Genomic DNA, 17,728 nt, shown 5'->3' with positions numbered 1-17,728 from the left:
TTATTTAACAACGCGTGGCCAATAGAATACTCAGATTTTTTTGTAAAAACTAGGTACTAAGGCCAATTCTCCCGCTGCTAGCATGCAACCGGGGATTAAAGTTTGTCATGGTTGCATGCATCAGATTACTGTCAGGGATTAGCCGAGTTCAAACGTGGATTCATTTTTTTCTTCAGTAGCTTGGGAGTCGAGCTTGCCACTTGAAGATAAATTCCTAGGTGTTTTTGGGGTAGGTGTTTCATCTCGTCCTGATTCCTTAGTGTCTCGATCAGATTTACTTCTAAATAAACCACTAATACCTTTTCTAGGCGAAAGGAGTCCACTCTCTTTAGGGTCTGAATTAGTACGTGCTCTACGTCTAGGCGTCTTAGCTTCTTCTGACTCTGCTTTACTTATATGCTTATGCTCCAATGCACTCAGATCTATTGTTACTTTATTTTGTAACAGACTCTCTATAAAGGCAAAAATCCAATCTGAGCATATCTCAACTAATTCTTGTTCATATTTCGTTTTTTCATATTGTTTTTGGTCTAGTTTAGCCTCTAATTGAGGTAGCTCTTCCATAAGTTGTCTCTCGATGCTTTCCGAAAAATAAAAATCTTCATCTTCCGAGGCATACATATTAGGGATCCGATCATTTTTATGATTGAAATTATCGTGGATTAAGCCAACAGTTTTTGCAATAATTTGCTCTGTAATCGATTCGATATGTTCTTTTTTCTTATGCTCTCTTTTTTTATGTTCCTTTTTCTCGCTAAATCTCCCCTCAAGAAAGTTTTTTATAAATTGATAGCAAGAATATCCATCCATAATAAGATTTTCTTTTAGTTTTTCAGGTATAAGTATTATTCTAGTTTTTGTGTCTTCAAAAGCAGCAACTTCAATAGTATCAAATTCTTTAAATTTCTCCTCCATTAATGATTTAAGAGGAAGATTTGTTCGTTCTTTCCGATGTACCTCTATTATCTGTGAGATAAGTTTATGCTTAGTAGCAATTCGGCCTGATTTTCCAGTTAACTCAGTGAGTTCCTCTAGTAAAACACAAGCCTCAGCGAATAATTTTCTTTGCTTTCTTAAAGTTAATTTTAAAGCATCTAATTCGGCCTGTATTTTTTTATCTGCTGTTAATGCAGTGCTTTTAATGTCATTGGTAATGAAAAATCGAAAAACCCTTAGATGAACTCTTGCTCGTTCAAAAATTGCTTGGTGAATCATTTCCTTAGCTAGACCTTGAGATTTGTTTTCCATCTCTCTCTGTGGTTTTTCTTCAAGATAAGTAAGACCGATATTAACGGATTGATCAGGTTTTACTACCATCCCTTTAGGCTCATTAAGCATCGCGTGTCTAATTGCCTCTTGGAAAAAATGAATTAATTGTGGGTCTGTCGGTCTTTTCCCATATAAGTGATCTAATATGTTATCGAAAAAGTCTTCAAATATTTTCATCTGCTGTTCTTTAACAGGAAGTAGTTCCCCATTACTTACTTTCGTAATTTTTCCATGAAAAGTCGTTCTTGAGTGAATAACTGTAGAGGGCTTCGCTAACTCCAATTCATATTTATTTCTAAAATAACTAGAATCTGTTTTAGTCACGTATTCTTCATCATTAACAGCAACTTTAGCATTACTAATTGCCATAATTTGATAATGGGTAGTATCCGCTGCAAGATCTGAGTCAACGTTTTCTGGAAATATTGTTTTAAATGCTAATCCTGTAGGTTGATTTTTTTCGGACGAACTCGGCTTACTTTTTTGTGTTCTCGCTGGAGTTGATTGAGGAATAGATTGGGAGGATGAAAGCTTTGGCGGTTCTTTGGATCTTGCTTCTTCCTTACCTGACGCTTCGCTGAAAAAACTTTTTACATTAGTTCTTGGAACATTCTGCGAACGAGTTAAACGAGATTTTTCCTGTGCAGGATTTAATGTCTGACGAGGTGCTGGTTTTGATGGTGGAGATGATATATTTGAAAGATTAAGTGGGGGAATTGTAGGAGGTAGTGGTGCAGATACAATCGACATAAAGTCTTTTGCGTAGTTTTCTTTTACCTTTGAAAGAGTGACGGTTTCGCCATCAATGACTAAACCCTCCATTTTTTGTTTTGACAGATAGGCAATAATGCTTTTTTTATCTGTTTTTGTTGAGGCTCCAATGACTGTAAAAAGACAAACAGCTTTATCTGTATCTTGATCATATTCCCAAACCAAGGGAGAGCCACGAAAACAAAGGGATTTAATATAACAACTAGTCATGGTTATTTTATAATTTGAGAAAAAGAGCCCGAAATGTACAATTTTCTCCCCATGTGCGTAAAGAGTTTTTTAAAAAATTTGTTTAAGTAGGAAGATAAATGACCAAATTGCAAATTTATGATTTATATTACAGCGAGAATTTAGTCGAAAACTATGAGAAATTAGCACGATTACCAGGTTTTGTTCTTTTGCAGAGTAGTGATAGAAAAGGTGGTCGTTATGACATCCTCAGTGCTTATCCCTACGATCAATTTAAACTTGAAGAAACATCCAGTACGACTGACATATATAATCAATTGCAAGAGCTAATTTCACCCACTGTTTCAGAGCTTGATTTGCCGTTTCAGGGCGGTGCGATTGGTTATTTTACTTATGACTTTGCTGCAAGTCTCGCAGGGATTAATTCAGTTCCACACGCTGAATTAAAGCATATGCCGCTTGTTCATCTTGGTTTGTATGATTGGGCCCTCATTAGTGATCATAATTTAAAAAGAATAAGTTTATTTGCAGCAAATACAAGACCAGAAACGGCGCAAATAGTTAAAGAAGTACTTGCGATTTGGCATAGAGAATCTAGCAAGACAGATTCTTTCATTTTAACGAATGAATTTAGCCCTTTGGTGACGAAAGAGGCTTATCAAGCTGCCTTCCATGCTATTCATCAGGATTTGCGCCGCGGACGTTCATATCAAGTGAACTATACCCAAGCTTTTAAGGCAAAATATCAAGGTGATGTTTGGGAAATGTATAAGAAAATCATAAAGAATAATCCCGTTCCTTACTCTGCTTTCTTGAGGTTTGCAGAAACAGAGGTACTTAGTTTTTCCCCCGAGCGCTTTTTAATGATGGATCAACGAAAACTATTAACTTCACCCATCAAAGGCACTGCGAAACGCTCCTCGAATCCTCAAGAAGATGAGTTTTTGCGCAGCCAATTATTAGTGTCGAGCAAAAATAATGCGGAAAACGTCATGATTGTTGACTTGCTGCGTAATGACTTAGGCAAAATTGCTAAGCCAGGCTCGGTTCAGGTTCGTGATTTGTGTGTCGTTGAAAGTTATCAAGCAGTCCATCATCTAGTAAGTCATATAGAAGCGGTTTGTTTAGAATCTAAAACAGCGATGGACGTATTTGCTGCTTGCTTCCCTGGCGGCTCGATCACCGGTGCCCCGAAACTCGAGGCTATGCGGATTATTGCTGAACAGGAAGCTCATGGACGCGGTCTCTATTGTGGAGCGATCGGTTATTTTTCCAGACATGGTCGCTTTGATACTAATATTGCTATTCGCACAGTAGTCGCCCGACAAGAAACCTTGCTTCTGGCTTCAGGGGGTGGGATAGTAATTGATTCGAATTGGGAAGATGAATACCTAGAATGTTTCACTAAAATTGCAGCGATAGTAAATGGACTATAAAAATTTAACCCCCCAAAATGCAGCGGTGGTTGTTCTGCATGAACTTTCAAGTGACTCCTTAGTCTTGACTCAAAGATCTAAAACTTTACGTGCTCACCCTGGAGAAATTTGTTTTCCCGGTGGTCGTTGGCAAGTAGGGGATAAGAGTTTATTCGACACTGCCTTACGCGAATTACGAGAAGAACTAGGAGTTCTCTCTTCGCGAATCAAATTGCAAAAGTCGCTGCGGCCTGAGCAAACCCTCACTGGTTTTATTATTCACCCCTGGTTCGCTTCAATTGATCAATTATCCCCATATCAAGCCGATAAAAATGAGGTTGATGAGGTGTTTTTTTTACCATTTAACGAGGTTGTGAAAAAATCGAATTATCAGGAAATTCAAATAAGTTGCTCGGGGTTTACTATTACAACTTATCAATTCATTGCCAGTGGTCATTATGTTTGGGGTGCTACAGCTCGTATTATGATGCAAATGATTTCTGGGACTTAAGATTGAACGTGTAGGTTGGGCCTTTGAACTGCCTTTGGCCCAACGTTATTTAAGCAACGCTCGCCTCTTTCGTTTCGACTTCTGTCACTCTTAACGCGCGGCGTAAAATTTTTCCTACGTTAGTTTTAGGTAACTCTTTATAAAACTCAACAATTTTGGGTATTTTATATCCGGTTAAATGTTCTCGACAGTGGGCAATTACCTGTTCAGGGGTAAGGGCAGGGTCTCTTTTCACTATGCAAGCTTTGACACGCTCTCCAGATTCTTCATCTTGTACGCCGACGACTCCTACCTCAAGCACGCCTGACATCATACTAATGACTTGCTCAACTTCATTCGGGTAAACATTAAAGCCTGAAACGACAATCATATCCTTCTTGCGATCGACCAGATAGACAAATCCTTTTTCATCAACCTTGGCGATGTCCCCGGTCTTTAAAAAGCCATCATCGGTGAAGACTAAGGCCGTTTCATCAGGACGCTGCCAGTAACCAGCCATTACTTGAGGGCCTTTGATACACAACTCTCCAGCTTCTCCAATGGGAACTTCTGCGCCGGCTTCGTCACGAATGGAAACGGTTGTTGAAGGAATGGGTAATCCAATGCTGCCATTGTATTCATCCAAATACATTGGGTTAATTGTTGCTGCCGGGCTGGTTTCAGTTAAACCATAGGCTTCCAAGATACGGAACTTTGTCAGCTCGCGCCATCTAAGTGATACGCTTTTTTGTAAAGCCATCCCGCCTGCTAAAGCACATTTTAATTTTGAAAAATCAATCTCATGGAATTTAGGATTGTTCATCAGCGCATTAAACAAGGTATTGACCCCTGTGATGGCTGTGAAGCCTGCGTTTTTGATCTCATCAATAAAATGAGGGATGTCACGTGGATTAGTAATCAAAATATTTTTTGAGCCAGCTTTCAGGAAAGTTAGGCAATTAGCTGTTAGTGAGAAGATATGATAAAGCGGCAAGGCAGTCACAATAATATCATCGGAGCTCAATTTTAGTGGTGAAATCCATGCAAAGGCTTGTAACACATTCGCTACCATATTGCCATGCGTTAAAATCGCCCCTTTTGCGACTCCGGTAGTCCCACCCGTATATTGAAGAAAAGCGATATCATCATGACCCAATTTGAGCGAGGTGAACTCTGCATTCTTACCTAATTTTAATGCATCATTAAAACAAATCGCCTGCGGTAAATCATAGGCAGGAACCAATTTTTTAATGTATTTTACTACGGCATTCACTGCTAATCGTTTGTACCAGGGAAAGATATCACCGATTTGCGTAACAATAATATGTTTGACCGTTTTAGTGTGTGTTAGGCCTTTTTCAACAGTTTTAGCAAAATTGGCAAGAACAACAATAGCCTCAGCACCTGAATCATTCATTTGATGAATAAATTCGTCAGTCGTGTAGAGTGGATTTGTATTTACAGCAATACATCCAGCTCGCAAAATACCAAATAATGCAATGGGGTATTGAAGTAAATTAGGCATCATAAGAGCGACACGAGCTCCTTTTTTTAAACCCAGATTCTGCTGTAAGTAAGTTGCAAATTCCCGGCTTTTTTCATCAAGCTCTTCGTAGGTTAATCCACTATTTAAATTAACATAGGCAATTTTTTTAGAATATTTACGACAAGAGTCTTCAAATAAGGAAACAAGGGAGGAATACTCATTAATGTCAATTTCATGAGGCACACCTTCTTGATAATGTTTCAACCACACTTTCTCCACGTCAATATCCTTCTGTTATTGGTCCCCTCATGTTAGTATAAACAAAAATCATGGTGATGGACATCATAGTTATGAGTGATAATTTATTGAAATCACAGGCTTTTAAGTTGAAAGGTAGGTTATATACTTTTACAGTTCTACAATTGTTGAATACAGATCGCTCTCAGTTTGCACAACAATTGGATGAAATGATCTTAAAAGCACCTCGTTTTTTCGATAAAACCCCTATTATCTTAGATTGTAGCGCATTAGACAACCTTGAATTTGATTTACAAGCCTTTTGTCAATCCATGCGTGAGCACAGTTTGGTTCCTGTGGCAATTCAAAGCGCAAATCCGCTTCTTGCAACCCTTGCCCAATGTCAAGGAATGGCTGTTTTACATGCTTCCTCAACGCATGATAAAATTTTAATTGAAAACAATATGGACGAGCAGGCAGCACCTCATATAGAAGCAAAATCTAAGCTATTAACAACCCCAGTTCGCTCCGGTCAGCAAGTCGTTAGCAAAGGAGGTGATTTGGTGATTACTGCCTCTGTTAGTCACGGTGCAGAGTTATTAGCTGATGGAAATATCCATGTCTATGGAGCACTTCGTGGGAGAGCTTTAGCTGGTATTTCAGGGGATAAGCAGGCAAGAATTTTTTGTCAATCACTGGACGCGGAGCTTGTTTCAATTGCAGGTTTTTATCGTTTAAGTGATGCAATTGAACCTCATAATGGGCCTTGTCAAATTTATTTACAAGATGAACATATTCAAATTGAGCCTTTGTTTTAATGGTACAAAAACCTATTGAAGTTGTTTTTATTTCTGATTTACATCTTCACCCCGAAGAGCCTTTAATTATGGCTCGGTTTAATCGTTTTATTGACTGGGCCGCAGCAAATACTCATGCCGTCTATATTCTCGGTGATTTTTTTCATGCTTGGCCAGGCGATGATGGAAATGATTTATGGAGCCAGAAAATTGCCGAGCGCTTAAAATGGCTCTCTGAGCAACAAGTTTCTCTGTATTTCATGCATGGGAATCGAGACTTTTTATTGGGTCCCGATTTTGCTAAATCCGCCGGTATGATTATCCTTCCTGAGCCGACAGTAATTAAATTGGGTTCTACTAAAGTTTTATTGGTTCATGGTGATCGCTATTGCACTAAGGATAAAGCTCATCAATGGTTTAGACGAATCACTAGAAATCGCTGGTTCCATAAGGTATTTTTACAGCTACCTTTCAAGTTACGCAATAAAATGGTGACAAAAGTAAGGCAGCACAGTCAAACTAATCGTAGCAAGACTATGGACCAAATGGATGTGGTTGTGCAACCTATGATTTCACATATGGACGCAAAAAGTGTAAAGATTCTGATCCATGGCCATACGCATAAGGTTGGGTTAAGAAATCATGATTATAATGGAAATAGGTACACTCAATATGTTCTAAGTGATTGGGATGAAAATCCGAAAATATTGTGTTATTATAAATCAAAAGAGATTGAATTTTACCAACTAAACCATTTGTAGGGCAAAAACATGTCTTTAACTGAAGCCGAAAAACGTGAGCTTGAAGCAAAAAAAGATTCTGGTGTGAAGGATATACTCAAACAACAAAATTTTGATAAGCAACGCAAGTTAAAAAAGGAACTCCGAGAAAGAGATCGGAGTATGTCTGCCGCAGCAGAAGCACAAGCTTTGAAGGAAAACTCCTTAGACTGGGATGGCGAACCCTTTTTCAACAAAAAAACCGGTGATGAAAAAAGGCCTATTCAGATTGGAAAGATAGAACGATCTGCAAACACTTTAATCAGCAAAGAATTTAGTGGATATAACGATTGGTCTGTCGCTATGCAAGGCTTATTAGCTAACGCAGTGGAATTAGGTAGAGCTTTGTATTATGACCCCATTAAATGGACTAATTTCATTCCTTATCGTGATACAGTGGCTGGTGGTTTGACACAAATTAAAAATGCAGCCAAAGATTACACATGGGATTACACTATTGGTTGGGCTGTAGATAAGCTCGATGCTGCAGCGCTGAAGAATGACGAGTTACCGAAAATAAGATTTAGTGTTGCTGTCAATAATGGCCAAATCGACACGCAAGTTACTAAAAATAATGATCCCGCTTATGAGCTTAATGATTGTTTTAATAGCGGCGTAGTTGATTGGGCACAAGTTCAGGGTTATATACCCAAAACACAGCGTGATGGTAGCATAGTCTTTGAAGATGCCTCTGGCACTAAGCTGACGCAAGAAAAATTTAAGGAATTAAACGAAGACCCTGCTACTAGCCTGGAAAATTTTCTTTCAAATAGGTTGGGAATGAGCGTAGATTATAATCCTTCAAGTTCTTTTTCTCCTTAGTTATTGTCGTTTCACCAAGTGCCTCATCGTCAGTGGGGCATTTCTGAGGGAGGAATTCCGCTATGAAAGCGAAATACTGTATCCCTTGAACTAATTAGCGCATTTTCCTTTTGTAGAAAAAAATCCACGCGCCGATCGATATCACTCCCATAAAGTTTAGCCAGTCGCAAATAATCTTGAAAATGGCGAGCCTCTGATTTCACTAAAGAGGCATAAAATTTACTTAAATGATTATCATTAAGTCGAGGGATCAGCGCATTAAATCGTTCACAGGAACGGGCTTCGATAATCGCCCCCACGATGAGTTGATCGCTTAAACGCTCTTTACATCCTCCTTTTGTGACATGCTGATGCATTTTTTGCGCGTAATCAGAAGGAGGCAGGGGAGCAAAGCGAATATTTCGACTCAGCATTAAGGCATTTACTTTTTCAAAATGAAGTAATTCTTCTCTTGCCAGAGGAGACATCACTTCAACAAGCTCCGGTTTTTCGGGGTATTTAGAAATAAAATTAACCGCTGTTGCAGCCGCTTTGCGTTCGCAGTGAGCATGATCAATCAACAAAATGGGAATATTGGCCACCGCGGCATCTAACCAGGTCTCAGGCGTTGGCAAACGAAGAAAATCAATTAATATTTGCAAATCATTCGGGTCTAAGTTTAGCATTAGATATTTACACTATACTATTCTATAAAATAGTGCCTTATATCTCACAGACTTTAAAAAATCAAATTGGATGAGTAATGAAAGAAGCAACAGAAAATGAGTTATCTATCTGGCTATCAACTTATGGTTTAATCACCGTCGAACGGTTGTTAGAACGATATAAAATTCGCTTACCGCAGGAAGAGCTCATCGAAACAATCAAAAATCCCAATTCGTTTTATTATCGCTTGTTACGAGTTCCATTAAAAAATGTCTTTAATGGCATTATTTTACAACAGGCAAACGATTATCAAATTTATGTACAAAAAATATTTATTGATTACTTAATGTCAGGTGAAAGTGGTAAACCAGAAGAGGCACCGGGTGGACTTACTCGCGAAGATTTGGAAAATGAACGAAGAAGCTTAGTTGGTATGGGAGAAGAGTTTCATCAATGCGAAATTGACCAAAGTAAATTAATTTCTGCTTCTCAGCACAGCCTTATCCAATATGCGGCTGACTGGCGAAAAAAATTAAATGAGGCAGCAAGAAAAATAGCTGAGGAATTAGCTTCGCAGGGAATGGAAAAAAATATAGAGCTGATTACTCAGATAGTTAATGCCTTGCTTATCCAATGGGACTCCTCAAAAGAAAAGAAAATTGATTTAAACAGTAATATATGGCTGCGTGCAGAAAAAATCATTGGCGAAAAGATGTCAAAAGGAATCAAACAACTATTTGCAGAAGAAGTGACTAAACTATCAGAATTTTCTACTGAAATTGAATCTTCTCTAGAAAATTATGTTAAACAAACGGATGAGATGGGAGTTAAAGTGCGTCAATGGCGCTCAGATTTTCATAAATTTATTTTGCGCGTGAATGAGTTGATTCAATTACTTCCTGAATATCATTACGACCTTCAGCAAAGTCAAGTCAACCGCGAATCATTGTATTTTGATTCAGAGCTTGGTGAAGATAAAAGTTAGGATACTCAGGAGCTTTATTTTAAATAGAATATTATTAACTACAAAGCAATCACTTCGTGTATAATATTGCGCTTTAACCTTATTCACTGGAGTGTCTTTATGTCAAATGAATTAACGCTGTCAATTATCAAGCCCGATGCTGTTACAAAATCTGTTATTGGTGAAATTTATTCACGTTTTGAAAAAGCAGGACTCAAAATTGTTGCTGCTAAAATGGCTCATCTTACTCGTGCGCAAGCTGAAGGCTTCTATGCAGTGCATAAATCTCGTCCATTTTTTAATGACTTAGTTAGTTTTATGATTTCTGGCCCAGTCATGATTCAAGCCTTGCAAGGTCCAAATGCTATTGCTAAAAATCGTGAGTTGATGGGTGCCACTAATCCTAAAGAAGCTGCACCAGGTACGATTCGTGCTGATTTTGCAGATAGCATTGATGCTAACGCAGTACATGGTTCTGATAGCGCAGAAACAGCTGCTCAAGAAGTTGCTTTTTTCTTCGAGCCTCACGAAATTTGCGAAAGATAATTTGATTTAGGCTGCATTGGAACGATTATGAGTTTCAATGTCTGTGGAGTAAGTGATGAGTCAGAAAACTAATTTATTGAATTTCAATCATCAGCAAATGCGGAATTTTTTTAGTGAACTAGGTGAAAAACCTTATCGTGCACAACAAATCATTCAGTGGATTCATCAATTTGGTTTTCATGACTTTTCGCAAATGAGCAATTTGGGCAAAGTCTTGCGCGAAAAACTTTGCGAGCTTGCTGAGATTCGCTTGCCTGAGATCGTTACCTGCCAAAAGTCGAGTGATGGTACGCACAAATGGCTGTTAAAACTGGATTGTGGCAATTGTATTGAAACAGTGTTCATCCCAGAAGCGAATCGCGGGACCCTCTGTGTTTCGTCACAAGTAGGATGCGCATTAAACTGCAGCTTTTGCTCAACGGCAAAACAAGGGTTTAATCGAAATTTATCTACGGCAGAAATTATTGGTCAGGTTTGGCTAGCTGTACGAGAGTTATCTCAGCACAATGGCTCACATGATAAAAAAATAACAAACGTAGTTATGATGGGCATGGGTGAGCCCTTACTTAATTTTGATAATGTCGTAGCAGCGATGGACCTGATGATGGATGATTTTGCCTATGGTCTGTCAAAACGACGAGTGACGCTAAGTACTTCAGGGGTTTTACCTGAGCTTGAACGCTTGCAAGAAGAAAGTCCTGTTGCTTTAGCAGTTTCTTTGCATGCACCTAATGATGAATTGCGTGATCAATTAGTACCTATTAATAAGAAATACCCACTAGCTCAATTGATGGCTTTATGTAAGCGCTACTTCAAGAATGAGCCTAAACGAAAAGTAACCTTTGAATACGTCATGTTAAAAGGCGTTAATGACCAACCGGAACATGCCGAGCAGTTGATTAAATTATTGCGAGATGTTCCTGCAAAAGTGAATCTAATTCCGTTCAATCCTTTCCCTTTGACTCAATATCAACGTTCTTCACAACAAGTGATCGATGCATTTCGGGAAAAGTTAATCGCTAAGGGAATCAATACTATCACTCGAAAAACTAGAGGAGATGATATTGATGCAGCTTGCGGACAACTTGCAGGAGAGGTTAAGGATAGAACTAGCCGTTCCCAACGTTGGCAAAAGCTGAATTTTGTCTCGAAAAAGCAGGGGGAAGAATTGCCTTTATAGCTTAACTCTGAGGTTTGAGCACGGGGGTACAGCTTTAGAGATACGCTTAGCATGTAGAGAGAATTCAAGGCATTAGCTACACAATTCACTCATCCAACAGACTTTTTCTTCCCCGCACTATAGCTCCCGAAGTTTCAACAGCAAGTTTGATGGAAAAGAGTGCGTAACTTTTTTTAAATGCTATAATGGCCAATCTTTTAAATGCAATGTAATTAATTGTGTTAAATTTGTTCCGACTGTTGCTAGGTTTAAGTTTGATAGTGTTGCAAGCTTGTCAACATAAAATGTTGAATACGGAGCAGTCTATCCGATCTCAAAAGCAAAATGATGCGGCAACTTATAATACTCAATTGGGTATAGCCTATTTAAAGCAAGGTGATAGACCTAGGGCAAAGCGAAAATTACTAACTGCTTTAAACCTAGCACCTGACTCGGCTGATGTTAACGCCGCAATGGCCTATTATCTGGAAACAACTGGAGAGCTAAATGAAGCTCGTATTTTTTATAAAAAGGCCTTATCTTTAGCGTCGAATAGTGGAACTCAATTAAATAATTATGGTACTTTTTTATGTCGATTGGGCCAGTATAAGCAAGCTGAAGGGTATTTTTTAAATGCAGTCAAAGACGTGCATTATATTAATTCAGCGGGAGCCTATGAAAATGCGGGACTATGCCTAGCGGCTATTCCAGATTATTCTAGAGCTAGAAGTTATTTTGCCAAAGCACTTAAGCATGATCCCCAGCGGAAACAATCACTTTATGAGTTAGTTAAAATAGATCTTAAACTAAATAATCCAAGTGAGGCATTAAATCATTTGCAAAGTTACCAAGAAATGACTATGAATGATCCTATGATGCTGACTGTAGCAATCGATGCAGCGCATAGAGCAGGAAAAACAGAATTTGAGGCGGCTTATAAGCAACAGTTGACTAAGCTAAACAATTTTAAGGACTCTACCGGAGAAAAGAATGACAACAGTAATAATGGATGAAATTCAAAACGGTACTCACGAGAAACCTGGTTTGCAGCTCGCTCGCGTACGAGAAAAAAGAGGATATAGCCAAGAGTACGTTGCCGGTAAATTGCATCTGAGAGTTAGAATTATTGAACTCTTAGAGGCTGATGATTATGATCAAATGCCCGAGCCGGTCTTTATTAAAGGTTATTTTCGCGCTTATGCCAAATTACTAAATGTGCCTGCTGAGCCGCTATTGGAAATTTTTAATAGCATGTATGCAACCGAGCGAAAATTAGAAAAAGCTTTGTGGCAGAGTAAAAGAGAAACTCATAAGGGCGAACATATTGTTCGTGTATTAACAGGTATTATTGCTGTTACAGCTATTGTCGCAGTAGGAATTTGGTGGCAGAAAAATAAAGATAATCCGCAGGTTTTTTCAACAAAATCGAGTCCTATTGTTGCAGAACGAACAACTCAAACAGAAACGGATATTAGATTAACTGATCTTTCTAAAATGCACTCAATGCTTACACCAAAAAATAATAATGAGATGACACCAGTGGAGACTCAAGGTGGTTGAGAAAATCCAAGCAGTAAGAGGTATGAACGATATTTTACCTCACCAAACACCATCATGGCGTCAACTTGAAGAATCATTTACCCGCTGTCTTCTGTTCTATGGGTACCAAGAAATACGTTTTCCGATATTAGAAAGTACGCAATTGTTCAAGCGAACAATTGGCGAGGTGACTGATATCGTGGAAAAAGAGATGTATACCTTTAGCGACTTAAATGGGGATAGCCTAACGTTAAGACCAGAAGGTACCGCAGGGTGTTTAAGAGCTTGCTTAGAGCATGGCTTACTTCACAATCAGCAACAAAAGCTTTGGTACATGGGCCCAATGTTTCGCCATGAAAAGCCACAAAAGGGACGGTATAGGCAATTTTGCCAGTTTGGCGTTGAAGCGTTTGGAATGAGCGGTGCAGCGATTGAGCTAGAACTTATCGCTATTTGCCAACGATTGTGGACTATTTTGGGCATTGACAAAGAGGTTCAGTTACAAATTAATACCTTAGGTGAACTCAGTGAACGCCAAGCCTACCGCGAGAAGCTAGTTGCTTATTTCAAAGTTCATTTTGATAAGCTTGATGAAGATAGTAAACGACGCTTGGATAGAAATCCAATGCGTATTCTTGATAGTAAAAATCCAGAGATGCAAAGCTTAATTCAAGAAGCGCCTCGATTGATTGATTCGCTTGGTACGGAAAGTCAAAAACGATTTTCTGATCTTTGCGAAGGGTTAACTAAATTAGGAATTCCTTATTCAATAAATCCCTTTCTAGTTCGCGGTTTGGATTATTATGGGCATACCGTTTTTGAATGGGTCACGGATAAATTAGGAAGCCAAGCAACAGTTTGCGCTGGCGGTCGTTATGATGCGCTTGTCGAGCACTTAGGTGGTAATCCAACTCCTGCAATCGGTTTTGCAGTGGGTGCCGAACGCTTACTTCTATTGCTAGAAACTTTAGCTGTTTTACAGGACAATACGCCAACTCCTTCGATATTTATTATTGCGAGTAGTGATGAAGCAATGCAAGAAGCATTAGTTCTCGCAGAAAAGCTGCGCGATGCAAATCAAGATTGGCTCGTCATTACTAATACCGTAGGGGGGGGATTTAAAAGTCAATTCCGTAAAGCGGATAAAAGCGGGGCTGAATTTGCCTTGATCTTGGGTGAAGATGAAGTTGCCCAAGGTACAATAGGAGTTAAAAATCTACGTAAGCAGGAAGAGCAAGTCACCATTCCACGGCAGGAATTAATTAGCTATTTACAAGGTGAGTTAGTAGCGGCTTAAAATCAAGTTTACAAAAGCATGTCATTTCAAACTCAGTAAGAGTGTAGGAGAGTATGATGTCTGTTTATATGACAGAGGAAGAACAATTAGTAGCAATAAAAAAATGGTGGAGCAAACACAGTAATCTCATCACAGTGAGCTTATCGTTGCTGTTATTAGTTATTGCTGGCTATAAATATTGGAATTGGCATCAAGAGAAAATCAGTACTCAGGCATCTTCGGCGTATGAGCGACTTATGGTTGCTTTTTCAAACCAGGACAATAAGGGTGTGCAATCTTATACGAATCAATTGATCAAGGATTATGGAAACACCGTATATGCTGATGCAGCACGCCTCACCTTGGCTAAAATGTATGTGTCTAATGATCAATTTGATAAGGCATTGGAAAATTTAGAATACGTTGCGTCTCACTCAAAAATGCCCGCCTTAAAACAGGTCGCAAAATTGCGGATGGCTCGGCTATTTGCAGCACAAAAAGCATACGATAAAGCATTGGCTAAATTAGCAATAGTGGATGATTCGGCTTATATGCCCGTGATTAATGAGTTGAAGGGAGATATCTATGCTGCGACTGGAAACTATCAGCAGGCAATTCATTTGTATAAGGAAGCTATAACAGAAGTGCGTACTAATGGAATGGGCAATCTTTTTCTTGAAATGAAAACTAATGAGTTAGCTGCTCTTGCTCAATCAATGAATGCAGATGACAGCAGCTTACAATCAGCTTAATAAGAGGAATTATGTTGCGTATTAACAATAAATTTGTGATTTTGGCAGTATGCGTTTTATTACAAGCCTGTTCGAAAGTCGATGATTATATGTTGGGTAAAGATAACACACCCATACCAAGCAATTTAGAACCGATCTCAACGAAGGCAAAAGTCGTTGAAAAATGGTCAGTTCCTGTAGGTGGCTCACAGAAATCAAGTGCCAATTTAAAATTGTCCCCAGAAATTGTGGGCAATGTTGTGTACACCGCTGATGCTAGTGGCTTAATACAGGCAATTAATCGTTCAAACGGTAAACTGCTGTGGTCAAAAAAGTTAAATAAGAATTTAGTTAGTGGGCCAGCTGTAGCTGCAGGAACTATCGCAGTTAGTACAGATAATTCAAGCCTCATTCTATTAAAACAATCCGATGGGACAAAACTTTGGCAGAAGAAACTCTCAGGAGAGGTCTTATCAAAACCCGTGATTGTAGGTAATAAAGTAATTGCTAAAACAATCGACGGTAATTTATATGCGTTTAATGTGGCGAATGGTGAAAAGCTATGGCTCTCTGATCACGGTGCTCCAAGTCTAATTTTAAAAGCTAGTTCATCGCCGGTCATTGTCGATAATTTAGCCTTAGTTGGTTATTCCGATGGCAAAATGGATGCTGTTGATTTACAAACAGGTCGTTTGGTTTGGCGTCGTAGCATCGCTTATGCGAGTGGGGCAAGCGATGTTGAACGATTAGTTGATATTGGTGCAGATCCAATTGTTCGCGGCAACATAGCCTATTTAGCAAGCTACCAAGGTTATGTCGGCGCATTATCATTAACTGATGGTCAATTCATATGGCGTAAACCTGCTTCTGTTTATAAAAACATGGCGATTGATGGCAAAACTATTTATTTGACGGACAGTGATGATGTTGTTTGGTCGGTTAATCGACAAAGTGGTCAGGTCAATTGGAAACAAGTTGCACTTAAAGCAAGAGGATTGACTGAACCGGTTATCATGGGAGATCGTTTAGTCGTTGGTGATAAAACAGGATTACTACATGTTTTAGCAACTCAAAATGGGGAATTAATTTCTCGAGCTGAAGTAGGTAGTCCTATCACCACTGCGCCTTCTGTTGTAGGTAATAATATTTATATTATGTCCGCAGACGGTAAATTAAGTCGTTATTCGGTGGGCTAATTAATGATCCCAGTTATTGCTTTGGTTGGCCGACCCAATGTCGGCAAATCTACTCTTTTTAATCGCTTTACCAAAACCCAGGATGCTTTAGTTGCTGACTTTCCTGGGTTAACACGAGATAGACAGTACGGTCAAGCTGAGTTCGAAGATAAACCCTTTATCGTTATTGATACTGGAGGCGTAGGGGTTGATGATTTAGCCGTAGACGCATTGATGTCAAAGCAGTCCAATGTCGCTCTTGAAGAGGCTGATATTGTATTATTTTTGGTTGACGGTAGATCTGGTCTAACGGGCATTGATGAAAATATTGCCCTACGGTTGCGAAAAATTAACAAACCAGTTTTTCTTGTAGTTAATAAAACGGAGGGACTGGATGAGGAAATTGCTTGCTCTGAATTTCAAAGCCTAGGGTTTAGTGAAGTCCATCCTATTTCTGCATCACACGGTCGAGGAATGCATTCTTTAATGCAGGCTTTACCAATAGAGAGTGAAGTTTTCGAAGAACCAGAACAAGGTAAGGCGATCAAAATCACCTTCGTTGGCAGGCCAAATGTTGGAAAGTCAACACTGATTAACCGGATTCTCGGTGAGGAACGCGTGGTCGTTTATGATATGCCTGGAACTACACGCGATAGTATTGCTATTCCTTTCGTGAGAGATGAAAAACCTTACATTTTAATCGATACCGCAGGAGTACGCAGACGCTCGCGCGTTGATGAAAAAATTGAAAAATTTTCAATCATTAAAACACTTCAAGCAATTAAAGAGTCTCATGTATGCATGATGTTGCTCGATGCTCGCGAAGGCCTAACTGATCAGGATATGCATATCCTAAGTTTCATTATTGAATCCGGTAAAGCTCTAGTTATTGCGGTCAATAAATGGGATGGTTTAGATGAGGATCATAAAGAACGTGTTCGCGACGAATTAACTCGACGTTTGCATTTTGTTCAATTTGCTAAAATTCGTTTTATTTCAGCGTTGCATGGCAGTGGAGTCGGGTTGTTATTTAAAGACATCGAACAAGCGTATGCTTCCGCTACACAGGCTTTTTCAACCCCGCAGTTAACACGATTGCTACAGGATCTAGTTAGTCAACATAATCCACCTACAGTAAATGGTCGAAGAATTAAATTGCGTTATGCTCACACTGGCGGACATAATCCCCCAATTATTGTGATCCATGGAAACCAACTTGATTCATTGCCGGATAGCTATAAGCGATATCTAAGTAAGGCATTTGTAAGTCATTTAGGTTTGGTGGGGACTCCTTTAAGGGTAGAATTTAAAGGTTCGTCAAATCCATTCAAAGATAAGAAAAATAAGCTTTCTGACCGGCAGATCAAGAAGAAAAAAAGACTAATAAAGCATATTAAGAAGCGCAAGTAAATTTTGCGAGAATGTTAAAGGTGTAGGT

At 39.1% G+C, this 17,728-nt stretch carries 17 protein-coding genes; 14 read left to right on the top strand and 3 right to left on the bottom strand.

The window, feature by feature from the left end; genetic code table 11:
- Positions 1-138 precede the first annotated feature (138 nt).
- A complete protein-coding gene (locus Ldro_RS00300; protein WP_058494426.1) occupies positions 139-2,250 on the bottom strand; it encodes a hypothetical protein in 2,112 nt (703 codons plus the stop codon).
- A gap of 98 nt (positions 2,251-2,348) precedes the next feature.
- On the opposite strand from Ldro_RS00300, the gene pabB reads away from it, so the two are divergent.
- Both pabB and Ldro_RS00290 read left to right on the top strand, forming a co-directional pair.
- Positions 2,349-3,665, top strand: coding sequence for an aminodeoxychorismate synthase component I (pabB, locus tag Ldro_RS00295; protein ID WP_058494425.1), 1,317 nt, complete (start codon positions 2,349-2,351; stop codon positions 3,663-3,665).
- Entirely contained in the window at positions 3,655-4,155 is a 501-nt protein-coding gene (locus Ldro_RS00290) for an NUDIX hydrolase (RefSeq protein WP_058494424.1), read from the top strand. Before pabB ends, Ldro_RS00290 begins: the two co-directional genes overlap by 11 nt.
- Before the next feature lie 49 nt (positions 4,156-4,204).
- On the opposite strand, the gene Ldro_RS00285 is transcribed toward Ldro_RS00290, so the two are convergent.
- Positions 4,205-5,899: an AMP-binding protein gene (locus tag Ldro_RS00285; RefSeq protein WP_058494423.1), complete on the bottom strand. Its 1,695-nt coding sequence runs from the start codon at positions 5,897-5,899 to the stop codon at positions 4,205-4,207.
- 71 nt (positions 5,900-5,970) lie between these two features.
- Here Ldro_RS00285 and minC point away from each other — a divergent pair, with 71 nt between their 5' ends.
- From minC to Ldro_RS00270, 3 genes are read left to right on the top strand one after another with little or no spacing between them, the layout of a single operon-like run.
- On the top strand, positions 5,971-6,675 hold the full coding sequence (gene minC / locus Ldro_RS00280) for a septum site-determining protein MinC (RefSeq protein WP_058494422.1): 705 nt from the start codon (positions 5,971-5,973) through the stop codon (positions 6,673-6,675).
- Entirely contained in the window at positions 6,675-7,415 is a 741-nt protein-coding gene (locus Ldro_RS00275; protein WP_058494421.1) for a UDP-2,3-diacylglucosamine diphosphatase, read from the top strand. Before minC ends, Ldro_RS00275 begins: the two co-directional genes overlap by 1 nt.
- A 9-nt stretch (positions 7,416-7,424) precedes the next feature.
- Positions 7,425-8,255, top strand: a complete 831-nt coding sequence (locus Ldro_RS00270; protein ID WP_058494420.1) for a hypothetical protein — start codon at positions 7,425-7,427, stop codon at positions 8,253-8,255.
- A 29-nt stretch (positions 8,256-8,284) separates the two neighbouring features.
- Here the strand turns inward: Ldro_RS00270 and Ldro_RS00265 are convergent, their stop codons facing one another.
- Positions 8,285-8,920, bottom strand: coding sequence for a MiaE family protein (locus tag Ldro_RS00265; RefSeq protein WP_058494419.1), 636 nt, complete (start codon positions 8,918-8,920; stop codon positions 8,285-8,287).
- Between the two features lie 77 nt (positions 8,921-8,997).
- Between Ldro_RS00265 and Ldro_RS00260 the strand changes: the two genes are divergently transcribed.
- The 9 genes from Ldro_RS00260 to der all read left to right on the top strand — a co-directional run bounded on the left by Ldro_RS00260 (position 8,998) and on the right by der (position 17,700).
- The gene (locus Ldro_RS00260) at positions 8,998-9,885 is read left to right on the top strand and encodes a hypothetical protein (protein ID WP_058494418.1); all 888 of its coding nucleotides are present in this window, start codon (positions 8,998-9,000) and stop codon (positions 9,883-9,885) included.
- Positions 9,886-9,984: 99 nt separating this feature from the next.
- Entirely contained in the window at positions 9,985-10,410 is a 426-nt protein-coding gene (ndk, locus tag Ldro_RS00255) for a nucleoside-diphosphate kinase (RefSeq protein WP_058494417.1), read from the top strand.
- Positions 10,411-10,465: 55 nt separating this feature from the next.
- Positions 10,466-11,590 carry a dual-specificity RNA methyltransferase RlmN gene (gene rlmN, locus Ldro_RS00250; protein WP_058494416.1) on the top strand — a complete coding sequence of 375 codons (1,125 nt, stop codon included), beginning with the start codon at positions 10,466-10,468 and terminating at the stop codon, positions 11,588-11,590.
- A 218-nt stretch (positions 11,591-11,808) separates the two neighbouring features.
- Positions 11,809-12,582, top strand: coding sequence for a type IV pilus biogenesis/stability protein PilW (gene pilW, locus Ldro_RS00245; protein WP_058494415.1), 774 nt, complete (start codon positions 11,809-11,811; stop codon positions 12,580-12,582).
- Positions 12,560-13,129 carry a helix-turn-helix domain-containing protein gene (locus Ldro_RS00240; RefSeq protein ID WP_058494414.1) on the top strand — a complete coding sequence of 190 codons (570 nt, stop codon included), beginning with the start codon at positions 12,560-12,562 and terminating at the stop codon, positions 13,127-13,129. Before pilW ends, Ldro_RS00240 begins: the two co-directional genes overlap by 23 nt.
- Positions 13,122-14,405, top strand: a complete 1,284-nt coding sequence (gene hisS, locus Ldro_RS00235) for a histidine--tRNA ligase (protein WP_058494413.1) — start codon at positions 13,122-13,124, stop codon at positions 14,403-14,405. Before Ldro_RS00240 ends, hisS begins: the two co-directional genes overlap by 8 nt.
- A gap of 56 nt (positions 14,406-14,461) precedes the next feature.
- Positions 14,462-15,136: a YfgM family protein gene (locus Ldro_RS00230; RefSeq protein WP_058494412.1), complete on the top strand. Its 675-nt coding sequence runs from the start codon at positions 14,462-14,464 to the stop codon at positions 15,134-15,136.
- An 11-nt stretch (positions 15,137-15,147) separates the two neighbouring features.
- The gene (bamB, locus tag Ldro_RS00225; protein ID WP_058494411.1) at positions 15,148-16,311 is read left to right on the top strand and encodes an outer membrane protein assembly factor BamB; all 1,164 of its coding nucleotides are present in this window, start codon (positions 15,148-15,150) and stop codon (positions 16,309-16,311) included.
- Positions 16,312-16,314: 3 nt separating this feature from the next.
- Positions 16,315-17,700, top strand: coding sequence for a ribosome biogenesis GTPase Der (gene der / locus Ldro_RS00220; RefSeq protein WP_058494410.1), 1,386 nt, complete (start codon positions 16,315-16,317; stop codon positions 17,698-17,700).
- The last annotated feature ends 28 nt before the right edge of the window (positions 17,701-17,728 follow it).

This window comes from Legionella drozanskii LLAP-1, assembly GCF_001467585.1.
Classification (GTDB): Bacteria; Pseudomonadota; Gammaproteobacteria; order Legionellales; family Legionellaceae; genus Tatlockia; species Tatlockia drozanskii.
Note: the sequence above shows the minus strand (reverse complement) of the source record. Positions and strands in the feature narration are given on the sequence as shown.

Excerpts from the sequence above, each read along its gene's own strand:
- rlmN (WP_058494416.1), top strand. The coding sequence starts at position 10,466 with ATGAGTCAGAAAACTAATTTATTGAATTTCAATCATCAGCAAATGCGG.
- minC (WP_058494422.1), top strand. The coding sequence starts at position 5,971 with ATGAGTGATAATTTATTGAAATCACAGGCTTTTAAGTTGAAAGGTAGG.
- Ldro_RS00260 (WP_058494418.1), top strand. The coding sequence starts at position 8,998 with ATGAAAGAAGCAACAGAAAATGAGTTATCTATCTGGCTATCAACTTAT.
- bamB (WP_058494411.1), top strand. The coding sequence starts at position 15,148 with ATGTTGCGTATTAACAATAAATTTGTGATTTTGGCAGTATGCGTTTTA.
- Ldro_RS00270 (WP_058494420.1), top strand. The coding sequence starts at position 7,425 with ATGTCTTTAACTGAAGCCGAAAAACGTGAGCTTGAAGCAAAAAAAGAT.
- Ldro_RS00240 (WP_058494414.1), top strand. The coding sequence starts at position 12,560 with ATGACAACAGTAATAATGGATGAAATTCAAAACGGTACTCACGAGAAA.
- pabB (WP_058494425.1), top strand. The coding sequence starts at position 2,349 with ATGACCAAATTGCAAATTTATGATTTATATTACAGCGAGAATTTAGTC.
- Ldro_RS00230 (WP_058494412.1), top strand. The coding sequence starts at position 14,462 with ATGTCTGTTTATATGACAGAGGAAGAACAATTAGTAGCAATAAAAAAA.
- Ldro_RS00265 (WP_058494419.1), bottom strand. The coding sequence starts at position 8,920 with ATGCTAAACTTAGACCCGAATGATTTGCAAATATTAATTGATTTTCTT.
- ndk (WP_058494417.1), top strand. The coding sequence starts at position 9,985 with ATGTCAAATGAATTAACGCTGTCAATTATCAAGCCCGATGCTGTTACA.
- Ldro_RS00300 (WP_058494426.1), bottom strand. The coding sequence starts at position 2,250 with ATGACTAGTTGTTATATTAAATCCCTTTGTTTTCGTGGCTCTCCCTTG.
- Ldro_RS00290 (WP_058494424.1), top strand. The coding sequence starts at position 3,655 with ATGGACTATAAAAATTTAACCCCCCAAAATGCAGCGGTGGTTGTTCTG.
- Ldro_RS00275 (WP_058494421.1), top strand. The coding sequence starts at position 6,675 with ATGGTACAAAAACCTATTGAAGTTGTTTTTATTTCTGATTTACATCTT.
- der (WP_058494410.1), top strand. The coding sequence starts at position 16,315 with ATGATCCCAGTTATTGCTTTGGTTGGCCGACCCAATGTCGGCAAATCT.